This window comes from Pseudomonas sp. E141 (assembly GCF_052659885.1).
In genome coordinates this window covers 4,829,202-4,843,797 of record NZ_CP084024.1, presented here as the reverse complement: position 1 = coordinate 4,843,797, position 14,596 = coordinate 4,829,202, and the positions used below count along the sequence as shown (strand labels likewise).

Below are 14,596 nucleotides of genomic sequence, written 5' to 3'. Positions count from 1 at the left end.
CGCGGAGCGTGGGAACGATCAGCAACGATCAGGCGGGTTACTGCATCAACACCTCAACCACCCCATCCGCCGTCATGTTCACTTTGCTGGTGCCCGCTTCCACTTCAGGCGTCACCGACTCGGCATCCATGGACGCCGCCTTCATCATCATCTGCGGGCGCATGTAGGGCTGTGGGTAGCCGTTGCTGTTGAGGTTCAGGTTGACGATTTTGTAACCCTTGCCACCCAGGGCTTCGGTGGCCAGTTGGGCGCGGGCTTTGAAGGCGTTGACGGCGTCCTTGAGCAGAGCGTCTTCGCTGGTCTGGCGGGTGGCGGTGGAGATGGTGAAGTCCATGCCGCCCATTTTCAGGTCGGTGAGCAACTCGCCGGTGAGTTTGGACAGGGCCGCGAAGTCGGCGCTTTCCAGGCGCAGTTCAGCGCGTTCGCGCCAGCCGGTGATTTTCTGGCCTTTGTTGTCGTAGACCGGGTAACTGTTACGGCTGCCCTGGCGCAGGGTGATGTCCTTGACCTGCTTGGCCTGGCCAATGGCTTTGTTCAGCGTGGTGGTGACGGCCGCGGCGAGTTTGGCCGGGTCGGTGTTTTGTTCCTCGGTATAGAGGGTGACGATCATCAGGTCGCGGGCGACTTCCTGGCTGGCTTCGGCGCGCAGGGAAATCTGGTTGTAGTGAAGCTCATCGGCGGCCAGGGCCGGCAGGCTGGCGACGGTGCCGAGGCTGAGGGCGAGCAGGGCGGCGTGACGACTGAACGTTTGCATGAAAGCTCCTTGGGATGAGGCGCAGGGGTGAGATCCGGGCCTGCGTGAACGGTAAGACTCTAGCTTTTATGGGCGGGTTCGCACAGTTACAACTTCTATACAGATTGCGGGTGAGAGGCTTTTTGTGGCGAGGGGATTTATCCCCGCTGGACTGCGCAGCAGTCCCAGAATTGTCATGATCTAGCTCAGCGTGGTGCCCGACCTTATTTTGGGGGCCGCTTCGCGCCCCAGCGGGGATGAATCCCCTCGCCACAATGGTTAGTGTGTCATTTCGGGCTGTGGCGCTTTGCCGCATAGCTGCCTGTGCGCGCCGTGCCTTGGTTATACTCCGTGCGATCCGCCTGGAGCGCTCATCAGGAGAGCTCATGCTCGCCCCTTTGCAAATGACTTCCGCCTCTCGCCAGAACCTCTGGCGTCTGACGTTTATCCGCATTCTGGTCCTGGCCGCCCAGGCCGGGTCCGTGGGGCTCGCCTATTGGTTCGAGCTGCTGCCGCTGCCGTGGCTGCAATTGGCGATCACCCTGGCCTGCTCTTCGATACTATGCGCGCTGACCGCCATCCGCCTGCGCACCTCGTGGCCGGTGACTGAGCTGGAATACGCCGTACAACTGGCCTGCGACCTGTTTATCCACAGCGCGTTGCTGTACTTCTCCGGCGGCTCCACCAACCCTTTCGTGTCCTATTACCTGGTGCCGCTGACCATCGCCGCGGTGACGTTGCCGTGGCGGTATTCGCTGATCCTGTCCGGCATCGCCCTGGCGCTGTACACCTTGTTGCTGGCGCGCTTCTATCCGCTGGAAACCTTCCCCATTGCCCGGGAAAACCTGCAGATCTACGGCATGTGGCTGAGTTTCGCCCTGGCGGCGGCGGTCATTACGTTTTTTGCCGCGCGCATGGCCGAAGAGTTGCGTCGTCAAGAAGAGCTGCGGGCCATTCGCCGTGAAGAGGGCCTGCGGGACGAGCAATTGCTAGCCGTGGCGACCCAGGCCGCGGGTGCCGCCCATGAGTTGGGCACGCCGTTGGCCACCATGAGTGTGCTGCTCAAGGAGATGCGCCAGGATCACCACGACCCGGCGCTGCAGGAAGACCTCGGTGTATTGCAGGATCAGGTCCAGCTCTGCAAGGAAACCCTGCAGTACCTGGTGCGTGCCGCCGAGGCCAACCGCCGGCTGGCCATCGACATGCAGGACGTCACCGACTGGCTCGACGAGGCCCTGAATCGCTGGCACCTGATGCGCCCGGAGGCCAGCTATCGCTTCCAGCGTCTGGGCCAGGGACCGGTGCCGCGCATGGCGCCGCCGCCGGACCTGACCCAGGCGTTGCTCAACTTGTTGAACAACGCCGCCGACGCCTGCCCCGAAGGCCTGGAAGTGGCGCTGGACTGGAATGCCTACGAGCTGACCATCAGCATCCGCGACCATGGCGCCGGTGTGCCGCTGGCGATTGCCGAGCAAATCGGCAAGCCGTTCTACACCACCAAGGGCAAAGGTTTCGGCCTGGGCCTGTTTTTGAGCAAGGCCAGCGTGACACGCGCCGGCGGCTCGGTGAAACTCTACCCCCATGAGGAGGGCGGCACGCTCACCGAGCTGCGCCTGCCCCATGCCGACCGAGGAGACGAACATGAGTGACGAGATCCAAGTCGACGGCGAAGAACTGCCGCATCTGTTGCTGGTGGACGACGACGCCACCTTCACCCGCGTCATGGCCCGGGCCATGTCCCGTCGGGGCTTTCGCGTGAGCACCGCAGGTTCCGCCGAGGAGGGCTTGAGCATCGCCCAGGCCGACCTGCCGGACTACGCCGCGCTGGACTTGAAAATGGACGGCGACTCGGGCCTGGTGCTGTTGCCCAAGCTGCTGGAGCTGGACCCGGAAATGCGCGTGGTGATCCTCACCGGCTATTCGAGCATCGCCACCGCGGTCGAGGCGATCAAGCGCGGCGCCTGCAATTACCTGTGCAAACCGGCCGACGCCGATGACGTGCTGGCGGCCCTGTTGTCCGAACACGCCGATCTGGACACCCTGGTGCCGGAAAACCCCATGTCGGTGGACCGCCTGCAATGGGAGCACATCCAGCGGGTGCTGACCGAGCACGAAGGCAACATTTCCGCCACTGCCCGCGCCTTGGGCATGCACCGGCGCACCTTGCAGCGCAAATTGCAGAAGCGCCCTGTGCGTCGCTGAACCTGCGCTGAACAGATGTTGTCCACCCTCGCGGCAAATCGGGCCGTTGTTCTATGATCGGCCCGAGTTTTTTTTCTTTACAGAGCCTTAACCATGAATCAGAACGCTGAATATTCCGCGGTCAATGATGCGGTGCGCGGGCAGTTTTTCCGCCGTGTCTGGCAAATGACCACGCCGTACTGGCGCAGTGAGGAGAAGGGCAAGGCCTGGACGCTGTTGATTGCCGTCATCGTGCTGTCGCTGTTCAGCGTGGCGATTTCGGTGTGGATCAACAGTTGGTACAAGGATTTCTATAACGCCTTGCAGGAGAAGGACAGCGTCGCGTTCTGGCGGTTGATCCTGTATTTCTGCGGCATCGCCGCGGTGGCGATCCTGGGCGCGGTGTATCGCTTGTACCTCACGCAGATGCTCACCATTCGCTGGCGGGCCTGGCTCACGGAGAAACACTTCGCCCGTTGGCTCAATGACAAGAATTACTACCGGCTGGAGCAGGGCGGTTACACCGATAACCCGGACCAGCGGATCTCCGAAGACCTCAACAGTTTTACCAGCAACACCCTGGGGCTGGGCCTGGGACTGCTGCGCACCGTGGTCAGCCTGGTGTCGTTCTCGATCATTTTGTGGGGCGTGTCGGGCAGCATCCAGGTGTTTGGCTACACCATCCCCGGCTACATGTTCTGGTGTGCGCTGGTGTATGCGGCGGTGGGCAGTTGGCTGACGCACCTGATCGGCCGTCGCTTGATCAGCCTGAACAACAACCAGCAACGCTTTGAAGCCGACCTGCGTTTTTCCATGGTGCGGGTGCGCGAGAACGCCGAGAGCATTGCCTTGTACAACGGCGAACCCAACGAGAACCGCCGCTTGAGTGGCCGCTTTGGTCTGGTCTGGCATAACTTCTGGGACATCATGCGGGTGTCCAAGCGCCTGACCTTCTTCACCTCCGGCTACGGCCAGATTGCGATCATCTTCCCGTTCATCGTCGCCGCGCCACGCTACTTCGCCGGCAAGATCCAGCTGGGCGAGCTTATGCAGATCAACTCGGCGTTCGGCAATGTGCAGGAGAATTTCAGTTGGTTCATCAGCGCGTACACCGACCTCGCCGCGTGGCGCGCCACGTGTGACCGTCTGCTGAGCTTCCGCCAGGCCATGAGCGACAACGAAGACCGCGTGCCGGCCATCGATGTGCAGAACCAGGGTCATGCATTGAAAGTGCAAAACCTGGGGTTGGACCTGGCCGATGGCCGCCATCTGCTCAGCCATACCGACATGACCGTCGAGCCGGGCGAACGGGTGATGCTCAGCGGGCGTTCGGGCAGCGGTAAATCCACCCTGTTCCGGGCAATGGGGCATTTGTGGCCGGATGGCCACGGCGCGATCCGGTTGCCTGCGGCGCGTTATCTGTTCCTGCCGCAAAAACCCTATCTGCCCATTGGCACCTTGCGCGAAGCGCTGAGTTATCCACAACCGGGCGACACGTACCCGCCAGAGCGTTATGCCCAAGTGCTGGAAACCTGTCGCCTGCCGCATCTGGTGGCGCGACTGGACGAAGCCAGCCATTGGCAGCGCATGCTCTCGCCCGGCGAGCAGCAACGCCTGGCGTTCGCCCGCGCATTGCTCTACGCACCACAATGGTTGTATATGGACGAAGCCACGTCGGCGATGGACGAAGAAGATGAAGCGACGCTGTACCAGGCGCTGATTGACCAGTTGCCGGGGCTGAGCATTGTCAGCGTTGGCCATCGCAGCAGTTTGAAACGGTTCCATCCGCGACATGTGCGTATCGAAAATGGCCAACTGGTGGAGCAAGCTGTAGTCGCCTGATTGTCATTGCCGAACACCGTTGTGGCGAGGGGATTTATCCCCGTTGGGTGCGAAGCGCCCCTTCAAAATCAAAGGTCAACGATATTGATCTGCTGGTAGATCAAGAGGGCTGCTTCGCAGCCCCGCGGGGATAAATCCCCTCGCCACAACGGTGCATGGCGGCAAACTTTGCCAAGACCGCCAGGGAGCACGGTGATCGTACAACCACGTTGCGCTATCATGATGCGCATTCAGCCGCTTGCCGAGACACAGACACATGGAAAGACCGATCGACGTACCACGCCTTCCCCGCAAGCGCCGCAGCCTGGCGCAGGAGCTGGTGACGGTGTTGACCGAGCAGATTCGCGACGGTCTTCTCAAGCGTGGCGATAAATTGCCCACCGAGTCGGCGATCATGGAAGCCCATGGCGTCAGCCGCACCGTGGTGCGCGAGGCGATTTCCCGTTTGCAGGCCGCCGGCCAGGTGGAAACCCGCCACGGCATCGGCACCTTCGTGCTGGACACGCCCAGCCCGAGCGGCTTTCGCATCGACCCGGCGACGGTGGTCACCTTGCGTGACGTGCTGGCGATCCTGGAGTTGCGCATCAGCCTGGAAGTGGAATCGGCAGGCCTTGCAGCCCAGCGCCGCAGCGACGAGCAACTGGCTGCGATGCGCGCTGCCCTGGATGCGCTGAACGAAAGCGCGGCCCACGCCAGCGACGCGGTGGCCTCGGACTTCGCCTTCCACCTTGAAATCGCCCTGTCCACCGGCAACCGCTACTTCACTGACATCATGACCCACCTGGGCACCAGCATCATCCCGCGCACCCGGTTGAATTCGGCGCGCCTGGCTCACGACGACCACCAGCACTACATGGACCGCCTGAGCCGTGAGCACGAGGAAATCTACGAAGCCATCGCCCGCCAGGACTCCGACGCGGCCCGTGCGGCCATGCGCTTGCACCTGACCAACAGCCGCGAACGGCTGCGCCAAGCTCATGAAGAGGCGCAGGCGCAGGGTTAGAGGCGCTTCACTGCTCTTTTGGCTAGGGAGGATTCAAGCCTCATCCGTTTCGTAATCAACGTATTCGACAGAACCATCAAAAAGGACCTTGAATTTTTTTTGGGTAACCACCCATTCAGTTCCCGGTATCGCTTCAAACTCAATACGGTCGCCGATACTGACATGGAAGTCGAAATCGGACGGCAACTCTTGCACGTTGCGTCCCGTTACCTTAGGGAAATGAAATCGATGTTGGGTTTTCATGGCCTATGGACCTGCTCGTGGAGGGAGGAGGCGATTTTCAATCTCCCTCACCCGCGTCCGAAACTGTAATAACTTACAGTCGCGATGAGCGGTCCGCTGCCCTCGCAGGGCAAGATTCCTCAGTTTGCCAGCAAACCTCAAAGGCCCGATCTCAAAGGCTTTTCGCCAAACTCCGCGCACCTGACCCCCGACAAAAGACGAAATGCAGTTGACGTTCGCATTTTAAGTTGTACGATGACTTACAACTTCTCTTGAAGCTGAACCGTTTCCTACAACACAACATTTGCGTCCAGGGTGTTCGAATAATGAATCCACAAGAACTGAAGTCCATCCTCTCGTCTGGCCTGCTGTCTTTCCCGGTCACCGATTTCACTGCTCAAGGCGATTTCAATCGCGACAGCTACGTCAAGCGCCTCGAGTGGCTGGCCCCGTATGGCGCCTCGGCACTTTTCGCGGCCGGTGGCACCGGTGAGTTTTTCTCCCTGGCCGCCAGCGAGTATTCGCAAGTCATCAAGACAGCTGTTGATACCTGCGCCACCAGCGTGCCAATCCTCGCCGGTGTCGGCGGTGCTACCCGCCAGGCCATCGAGTACGCTCAGGAAGCCGAGCGTCTGGGCGCCAAGGGCCTGTTGCTGCTGCCGCACTACTTGACTGAAGCCAGCCAGGACGGCGTAGCCGCCCACGTTGAAGCCGTGTGCAAATCGGTGAAGATCGGCGTGGTGGTTTACAACCGCAACGTCTGCCGCCTGAACGCCACGCACTTGGAGCAACTGGCCGAGCGCTGCCCGAACCTGATCGGCTATAAGGATGGCCTGGGCGATATCGAATTGATGGTGTCGATCCGCCGTCGTCTTGGCGATCGTTTCAGCTACCTGGGCGGCCTGCCGACCGCAGAAGTCTATGCCGCGGCCTACAAGGCCCTGGGCGTGCCGGTCTACTCCTCGGCGGTGTTCAACTTCATTCCGAAAACCGCGATGGATTTCTACCACGCCATTTCCCGTGAAGATCACGCGACCGTCGGCAAGATCATCGACGACTTCTTCCTGCCTTACCTGGACATTCGTAACCGCAAGGCCGGTTATGCCGTGAGCATCGTCAAGGCTGGCGCGAAGATCGTCGGCTACGACGCAGGCCCTGTGCGTACGCCGCTGACCGACCTGCTGCCGGAAGAATACGATGCCCTGGCCGCGCTGATCGACAAGCAAGGCAAGCAGTAACAGATCCGACGAAGCCGCTGAGCAATCAGCGGCTTTTTGCGTAAGGCTTGATCGTTCCCACGCTCCGCGTGGGCACGCAGCCAGGGACGCTCTGCGTTCCTAGACAGCTATTGTAGAAGGAGTAGCTCCGTGGCAGATTCAAAGCGTTTCGATAACTACATCAACGGTCAGTGGGTGGCCGGTGCCGACTATTGCACCAACATCAACCCGTCTGACTTGTCCGATGTCATTGGTGAATACGCCAAGGCTGATGCAGCTCAAGTCAATGCCGCCATCGAAGCCGCCCGCGCCGCGTTCCCGGCCTGGTCGACCTCGGGCATCCAGGCCCGTCACGATGCGCTGGACAAAGTCGGCAGCGAGATCCTCGCCCGTCGCGAAGAACTCGGCCAACTGTTGGCCCGGGAGGAGGGCAAGACCCTGCCCGAAGCCATTGGCGAAGTGACCCGCGCCGGCAACATTTTCAAGTTTTTCGCTGGCGAGTGCCTGCGCCTGTCGGGCGATTACTTGCCGTCGGTGCGCCCGGGCGTCAACGTCGAAGTCACCCGTGAAGCGTTGGGTGTGGTCGGTTTGATCACGCCGTGGAACTTCCCGATCGCGATCCCTGCCTGGAAGATCGCCCCGGCGCTGGCCTACGGCAACTGTGTGGTGATCAAGCCCGCCGAATTGGTGCCAGGTTGTGCCTGGGCCCTGGCGGACATCATTTCCCGCGCCGGTTTCCCGGCCGGTGTGTTCAACCTGGTGATGGGCAGCGGCCGTGTGGTCGGTGAAGTCCTAGTCAACAGCCCGAAGGTCGACGGTATCAGCTTCACCGGTTCCGTGGGCGTGGGGCGGCAGATCGCGGTCAATTGCGTGGCGCGCCAGGCCAAGGTGCAACTGGAGATGGGCGGCAAGAACCCGCAGGTCATCCTCGACGACGCCGATCTCAAACAGGCTGTCGAACTGGCGGTGCAGAGCGCGTTTTACTCCACCGGCCAGCGTTGCACGGCTTCGAGCCGCCTGATCGTGACCGCCGGCATCCACGACAAGTTCGTCGCTGCCATGGCCGAGCGCATGCAGTCGATCAAGGTCGGTCATGCCTTGAAGGCCGGCACCGATATCGGGCCGGTGGTTTCCGAAGCCCAGCTCAACCAGGACTTGAAGTACATCGACATCGGCCAGAGCGAAGGTGCGCGGCTGGTCAGCGGTGGCGGCCTGGTGACGTGCGACACCGAAGGTTATTTCCTGGCACCGACACTGTTTGCCGACAGCGAAGCCTCGATGCGCATCAGCCGCGAAGAAATCTTTGGCCCGGTGGCCAACGTCGTCCGTGTGGCCGATTATGAAGCGGCGCTGGCGATGGCCAACGACACCGAGTTCGGGCTGTCCGCCGGTATCGCCACCACCTCGCTCAAATATGCCAACCACTTCAAGCGTCATTCCCAGGCGGGCATGGTGATGGTCAATCTGCCGACCGCCGGCGTGGATTACCATGTACCGTTCGGCGGCCGCAAAGGTTCGTCCTATGGCTCGCGCGAGCAAGGTCGCTATGCGCAAGAGTTCTACACCGTGGTGAAAACTTCTTACATCGGATCGTAATTGCGTCACCGGCCGGAGCGGGACAACCCGCCCGGCCGTACAACCAGATTTCCCGTATAAAAATAAATAGTGGAAGTAGATTTAAATGCAAGAAACCAAGCCGACTCGCGTCCGCTATTTGATCCTGCTCATGCTGTTTCTGGTGACAACGATCAACTATGCCGACCGCGCAACCATCGCTATCGCCGGCTCCAGCCTGCAGAAAGACCTCGGCATCGATGCCGTTACCCTCGGTTATATCTTCTCCGCCTTCGGCTGGGCCTACGTGGCCGGGCAGATCCCGGGCGGCTGGCTGCTTGACCGGTTCGGGTCGAAAAAAATCTATGCCTTGAGCATTTTTACCTGGTCGCTGTTCACCGTGCTGCAAGGCTATGTCGGTGAGTTCGGCGTCTCCACCGCCGTGGTGGCGCTGTTCATGCTGCGTTTTCTGGTGGGGCTGGCCGAGGCGCCTTCCTTCCCGGGTAACGCCCGCATCGTCGCGGCCTGGTTCCCCACCGCTGAACGCGGCACCGCTTCGGCGATTTTCAACTCGGCCCAGTATTTCGCCACGGTGTTGTTTGCGCCGCTGATGGGCTGGATCGTCTACCGCTTTGGCTGGCAGCACGTGTTCATCGTGATGGGCGTGGTCGGTATCGTGTTCTCGCTGGTCTGGCTGAAGGTTATCCACAGCCCGCGTCAGCACCCGATGATCAACGAGGCCGAGTTCAATCACATCGCCGCCAACGGCGCGATGGTCGACATGGACCAGGACAAGGGCAGGGGTAAGAAGACCGACGGTCCGAAGTGGGATTACATCCGCCAGTTGCTGACCAACCGCATGATGCTCGGCGTGTACCTGGGCCAATACTGCATCAACGGCATCACCTACTTCTTCCTGACCTGGTTCCCGGTGTACCTGGTGCAGGAGCGCGGCATGACCATCCTCAAGGCTGGTTTCATCGCCTCCTTGCCGGCGATCTGCGGCTTCATCGGTGGCGTGCTCGGTGGGGTGATTTCCGACTACCTGCTGCGCAAGGGCCACTCGCTGACCTTCGCTCGCAAGGCGCCGATCATCGCCGGCCTGCTGGTGTCCAGCAGCATCGTGGCGTGCAACTACGTGGACATCGAATGGATGGTGGTGGGCTTCATGGCCTTGGCCTTCTTCGGTAAAGGCGTAGGCGCACTGGGTTGGGCCGTGGTGTCCGACACTTCGCCAAAACAGATCGCCGGTCTGAGCGGCGGCCTGTTCAACACCTTCGGCAACCTGGCTTCGATCACCACGCCGATCGTTATCGGCTACATCATCAGCTCCACCGGTTCGTTCAAATGGGCGCTGGTGTTCGTGGGCTGCAACGCGCTGATGGCGGTGTTCAGTTACCTGGTGATCGTCGGGCCGATCAAGCGTGTCGTGCTCAAAGAGCCCGCGGCCCGGGATGATCAACTTTCCAGCCTGTCTGAAGCGAAATCCTGAAGGAGCGATGTCGATGCAACTGATTGAACATGCCGATTCGCCCCGTTACATCCGCCTGAATGAGCGGGACAACGTGGTCATTGTGGTGAACGACCAGGGCGTGCCAGCCGGGACTGAGTTCCCGGATGGCCTGGTCACCGTGGACTTTGTACCGCAGAGCCACAAGGTAACCCTGGAAGATATTCCCGAGGGCGGCGAGGTGATTCGCTACGGCCAGGTCATTGGCTACGCATTGCAACCGATCCCCCGTGGCAGTTGGGTCAAGGAAGACCAACTGCGCATGCCCACCGCACCGCCGCTGGACAGCCTGCCGCTGTCCACCGACGTGCCGGCGGCCGATGCGCCGTTGCAAGGTTACACCTTCGAAGGCTATCGCAACGCCGACGGTACCGTGGGCACGCGCAACATCCTGGGCATAACCACCACGGTGCAGTGCGTGACCGGGGTGCTGGACCATGCGGTCAAGCGCATCAAGGACGAATTGCTGCCCAAGTACCCGAACGTCGATGACGTGGTGGCGCTGACTCACAGCTACGGCTGCGGTGTGGCGATCACCGCCACCGACGCGTACATCCCGATCCGCACCGTGCGCAATCTGGCACGCAACCCGAACCTGGGTGGCGAAGCGCTGGTGATCAGCCTGGGCTGCGAGAAATTGCAGGCCGGGCAGGTGATGCATGAGAACGACAGCTCGGTGGACCTCAGCGAGCCATGGCTGTATCGCTTGCAGGATTCCAGTCACGGTTTCACCGAAATGATCGAGCAGATCATGGAGCTGGCCGAAACCCGGCTGAAGAAGCTCGATCTGCGCCGCCGCGAAACCGTGCCGGCCTCGGAGCTGATCCTGGGCATGCAGTGCGGTGGCAGCGATGCGTTTTCCGGCATCACCGCCAACCCGGCCCTGGGCTATGCCTCGGACCTGCTGCTGCGGGCCGGGGCGACGGTGATGTTTTCCGAAGTCACCGAAGTGCGCGATGCGATCTACCTGCTGACCTCCCGGGCGCAAACCCGGGAAGTCGCCCAGGAGCTGGTACGCGAGATGGACTGGTACGACCGTTACCTGGCCAAGGGCGAGGCCGATCGCAGTGCCAACACCACGCCGGGCAACAAGAAGGGCGGGCTGTCGAACATCGTCGAAAAATCCCTGGGCTCGATCGTCAAGTCCGGCAGCAGTGCAATCAACGGCGTTCTGGGTCCGGGCGAGCGCTTTAAGCAAAAGGGCCTGATCTTCTGCGCGACACCGGCCAGTGATTTTGTCTGCGGCACCTTGCAACTGGCGGCGGGGATGAACCTGCATGTCTTCACCACCGGCCGTGGCACGCCGTACGGCTTGGCCATGGCGCCGGTCGTAAAGGTCTCGACCCGCACCGAACTGGCCCAGCGCTGGCCGGACCTGATCGACATCGACGCCGGCCGGATCGCCACCGGGCGCGCCTCCATCGAGGAACTGGGCTGGGAACTGTTCCATTACTACCTGGACGTGGCCAGCGGCAAGAAACAGACCTGGGCCGAGCGGCACAAGCTGTACAACGACATCACCTTGTTCAACCCGGCGCCGATTACTTGATGATTTCGTGATCGCTGGAGATCCAGTGTGGGAGCGAGCTTGCTCGCGATGACGGCGGTACATTCAGCATTTATGCAAGCTGACACACCGCTATCGCGAGCAAGCTCGCTCCCACAGGGGTTTGTGGTGAATATGGATTTTGTGTTCACCCAGGAACAAATGTGGGAGCGAGCCTGCTCGCGATAGCGGTCTACCAGACGCCAGTGTCGTTAGTGGCTATCATTAGCCACCTAACGACACCCTTCTCAAGGTCCCCGGCATGCTGGCAATTTTCCTCGAAACCCTGAACATCACCGCGCCGGTGTTTGCCATGTTGTTTCTGGGGACGTTGCTCAAGCGCATCTATTGGATCAACGACAACTTCATCCACATGGCCTCGTCCCTGGTGTTCAACGTCACCATGCCGGCGCTGTTGTTCCTCGGCATCCTGCATGCCGATCTCCACGCGGCATTGCAGCCGGACCTGTTGATCTATTTCTCCATTGCCACCCTGGTGTGCTTTGCCGTGGCCTGGGGCTGGGCGATCTGGCGTTGCCCGCGTGAGGACCGTGGCATCTATACCCAGGGCGCCTTTCGCGGCAATAACGGCGTGATCGGCCTGGCACTGGCGGCGAGCATGTATGGCGACTACGGGATTTCCCTGGGGTCGATACTCGCGGCGCTGGTGATCCTGTTCTACAACACCCTGTCGACCATCGTGCTGGCGGTCTACAGCCCAGTGATCAAGTCCGACCCCTGGAGCATCTGCAAAAGCGTGGTCAGCAACCCGCTGATCATCAGTGTGGTCGTAGCCGCGCCGTTGGCCTATTGGCAGATAGGCCTGCCGAACTGGTTCGAAACCTCGGCCAAATACCTTGCCCAGATGACCTTGCCCCTGGCGTTGATCTGCATCGGCGGCACGCTGTCGCTGGCGGCGCTGCGCAAAAGCGGCAAGATGGCCCTGAGTTCGAGTCTGGTGAAAATGATCGGCCTGCCCCTGCTGGCCACCCTCGGCGCCTGGCTCTGGGGTTTTCGTGGGGCGGAGCTGGGAATTCTGTTCCTGTACTTTGGCAGCCCCACCGCCGCCGCCAGTTACGTCATGGCCCGCGCGGCCGATGGCAACCATGAACTGGCCGCGGCGATCATCGTCATCACCACGCTGATGGCGGCGATTACCACCAACCTGGGGATTTTTGTGTTGCAGTGGGGTGGGTGGATCTAGGTTCTGGGTTGTGGTGTTCTTGAGGGCCAATCGCGAGCAAGCTCGCTCCCACAGGTAATCGCAGGTGTACCGGAATTTTATGTACACCGAAGATCCACTGTGGGAGCGAGCTTGCTCGCGATAGCGATCTCCCAGTCACTCAGATTTCTGATAACTATCGATCACTTCCTGCGCCGCCCTGAATGCATCAATCGCCGCCGGCACCCCCGCATACACCGCGCAATGCAGCAACGCCTCGCGAATCTCTTCCACTGTACAGCCGTTGTTCAAGGCCCCGCGCACGTGGCCTTTCAATTCCTGCGGGCATTTGAGGGCGGTGAGGGCGGCGAGGGTGATCAGGCTGCGGGTTTTGAGCGGCAGGCCTTCGCGGCTCCAAACGCTGCCCCAGGCGTGCTCGTTGACGAAGTCCTGCAGCGGCTGGGTGAATTCGGTGGCGTTGCCCAAGGCACGGTCGACGAACGCGTCGCCCATCACCTGGCGGCGCATGTCCAGGCCGGTCTTTGGAGTGTCGGTCATGGCAAATCCCTCTTGTGGTGTTGACGGCGCCAGGCGCGCAAGGAGCTGAACAGCAAAAACGCGAGCAGGGCCGGCAGCACATAGAACAGCATCAGTCGTTCCAGTTGGCCGGCCAGAGGCATGCCGGTAGTGAACGACACCACATGCAGCCCATAGGCCAGGTACAAGCCCAAAAACAGCAGACCTTCGGCGCGGGTGACGCGGTAGCCGGAATAAAACACCGGCAGGCACAGTACCGCCACGCCGAGCATCACCGGCAGGTCGAAATCCAGAGCATTGGGGGACACCGAAAGCGGCGAGGGCGCGGCGAGGGCTGTCACCCCCAGCACGCCCAGCAGGTTGAACAGGTTGCTGCCGATCACGTTGCCCACGGCAATGTCTCGCTGGCCCCGCAGGGCGGCGATCAGCGAGGTGGCGAGTTCCGGCAGCGAGGTGCTGACGGCGACGATGGTCAGGCCGATGATGCGTTCCGACAGCCCCAGGTCCGTCGCCACTTCCACCGCTGCGCCCAACAGCAAGTGCCCGGCGAAAATCAGCATCGCCAGGCCCACGACCATCATCGACAGGCTTTTGGGCCATGACACTTGCGCCACGTCCACGCCCATCCCATGCGGTCGCCCCGAATGCCGCGACTGGCGCAGCAACAGACCCAGGTACACCGCCAGGGCCATCAACAGCAACGCGCCGTCCAGTTGCGTCAGTTCCTCGTTCCAGGCCAGCACGAACACCAGCAGGCTGGCGCCGATCATCAGCGGGATGTCCAGGCGCACCAGTTGACGTGAGACGCGCAACGGAATGATCAGGGCCGACAACCCGAGGGTGACGAGGATGTTGAAGATGCTGCTGCCGATCACGCTGCCCACGGCGATGTCAGCGTTCTGCGCCAGGGTCGCTTGCAGGCTGACAGCCATTTGCGGGGCGCTGCTGCCAAAGGCGACCACGGTCAGGCCGATGATCAGCGGTCGCACCTGCAAACGTGCCGCCAGGCCCACGGCGGCGCGCACCAGCAGCTCGGCCCCGGCGATCAGCAACAGCAGGCCACCGAACAGTTCGATCAGGCTCAGCAGC

Annotated in this window: 13 protein-coding genes; 9 read left to right on the top strand and 4 right to left on the bottom strand. The window is 61.4% G+C overall.

Annotation, left to right across the window (positions count from 1 at the left end; genetic code table 11):
- Positions 1 to 37: 37 nt before the first annotated feature.
- Positions 38 to 754 carry an SIMPL domain-containing protein gene (locus GKKCFE_RS21675; RefSeq protein WP_047229019.1) on the bottom strand — a complete coding sequence of 239 codons (717 nt, stop codon included), beginning with the start codon at positions 752 to 754 and terminating at the stop codon, positions 38 to 40.
- Between the two features lie 365 nt (positions 755 to 1,119).
- Here GKKCFE_RS21675 and GKKCFE_RS21670 point away from each other — a divergent pair, with 365 nt between their 5' ends.
- From GKKCFE_RS21670 to GKKCFE_RS21655, 4 genes are all read left to right on the top strand, one after another.
- On the top strand, positions 1,120 to 2,382 hold the full coding sequence (locus GKKCFE_RS21670) for an ATP-binding protein (protein WP_047229018.1): 1,263 nt from the start codon (positions 1,120 to 1,122) through the stop codon (positions 2,380 to 2,382).
- Positions 2,375 to 2,935, top strand: a complete 561-nt coding sequence (locus GKKCFE_RS21665; RefSeq protein ID WP_047229017.1) for a response regulator transcription factor — start codon at positions 2,375 to 2,377, stop codon at positions 2,933 to 2,935. The genes GKKCFE_RS21670 and GKKCFE_RS21665 overlap by 8 nt, the downstream gene beginning before the upstream one ends.
- Positions 2,936 to 3,028: 93 nt before the next feature.
- Positions 3,029 to 4,756, top strand: a complete 1,728-nt coding sequence (locus GKKCFE_RS21660; protein WP_445577067.1) for an ABC transporter ATP-binding protein/permease — start codon at positions 3,029 to 3,031, stop codon at positions 4,754 to 4,756.
- Positions 4,757 to 5,012: 256 nt separating this feature from the next.
- Positions 5,013 to 5,759, top strand: coding sequence for a FadR/GntR family transcriptional regulator (locus GKKCFE_RS21655; RefSeq protein WP_047229015.1), 747 nt, complete (start codon positions 5,013 to 5,015; stop codon positions 5,757 to 5,759).
- A gap of 33 nt (positions 5,760 to 5,792) precedes the next feature.
- Here the strand turns inward: GKKCFE_RS21655 and GKKCFE_RS21650 are convergent, their stop codons facing one another.
- Positions 5,793 to 6,002 (bottom strand): hypothetical protein, encoded by a 210-nt coding sequence (locus GKKCFE_RS21650; protein WP_107321876.1) that lies wholly within the window; start codon positions 6,000 to 6,002, stop codon positions 5,793 to 5,795.
- Positions 6,003 to 6,307: 305 nt separating this feature from the next.
- Here GKKCFE_RS21650 and kdgD point away from each other — a divergent pair, with 305 nt between their 5' ends.
- The 5 genes from kdgD (at position 6,308) to GKKCFE_RS21625 (ending at position 13,012) form a co-directional block, all read left to right on the top strand.
- A complete protein-coding gene (gene kdgD / locus GKKCFE_RS21645) occupies positions 6,308 to 7,219 on the top strand; it encodes a 5-dehydro-4-deoxyglucarate dehydratase (protein ID WP_107321877.1) in 912 nt (303 codons plus the stop codon).
- Between the two features lie 129 nt (positions 7,220 to 7,348).
- Positions 7,349 to 8,794, top strand: coding sequence for an aldehyde dehydrogenase family protein (locus GKKCFE_RS21640; RefSeq protein ID WP_047228689.1), 1,446 nt, complete (start codon positions 7,349 to 7,351; stop codon positions 8,792 to 8,794).
- Positions 8,795 to 8,879: 85 nt separating this feature from the next.
- Positions 8,880 to 10,244: an MFS transporter gene (locus GKKCFE_RS21635; protein WP_047228688.1), complete on the top strand. Its 1,365-nt coding sequence runs from the start codon at positions 8,880 to 8,882 to the stop codon at positions 10,242 to 10,244.
- 13 nt (positions 10,245 to 10,257) lie between these two features.
- Positions 10,258 to 11,811, top strand: a complete 1,554-nt coding sequence (gene garD / locus GKKCFE_RS21630; RefSeq protein ID WP_188250977.1) for a galactarate dehydratase — start codon at positions 10,258 to 10,260, stop codon at positions 11,809 to 11,811.
- 259 nt (positions 11,812 to 12,070) lie between these two features.
- Positions 12,071 to 13,012 carry an AEC family transporter gene (locus GKKCFE_RS21625; RefSeq protein ID WP_047228686.1) on the top strand — a complete coding sequence of 314 codons (942 nt, stop codon included), beginning with the start codon at positions 12,071 to 12,073 and terminating at the stop codon, positions 13,010 to 13,012.
- A gap of 135 nt (positions 13,013 to 13,147) precedes the next feature.
- Here GKKCFE_RS21625 and GKKCFE_RS21620 read toward each other — a convergent pair whose 3' ends face one another.
- On the bottom strand, positions 13,148 to 13,528 hold the full coding sequence (locus GKKCFE_RS21620) for a carboxymuconolactone decarboxylase family protein (RefSeq protein WP_076383558.1): 381 nt from the start codon (positions 13,526 to 13,528) through the stop codon (positions 13,148 to 13,150).
- Positions 13,525 to 14,586, bottom strand: coding sequence for a calcium/sodium antiporter (locus GKKCFE_RS21615; RefSeq protein ID WP_047228693.1), 1,062 nt, complete (start codon positions 14,584 to 14,586; stop codon positions 13,525 to 13,527). Before GKKCFE_RS21615 ends, GKKCFE_RS21620 begins: the two co-directional genes overlap by 4 nt.
- Between the last annotated feature and the right edge of the window lie 10 nt (positions 14,587 to 14,596).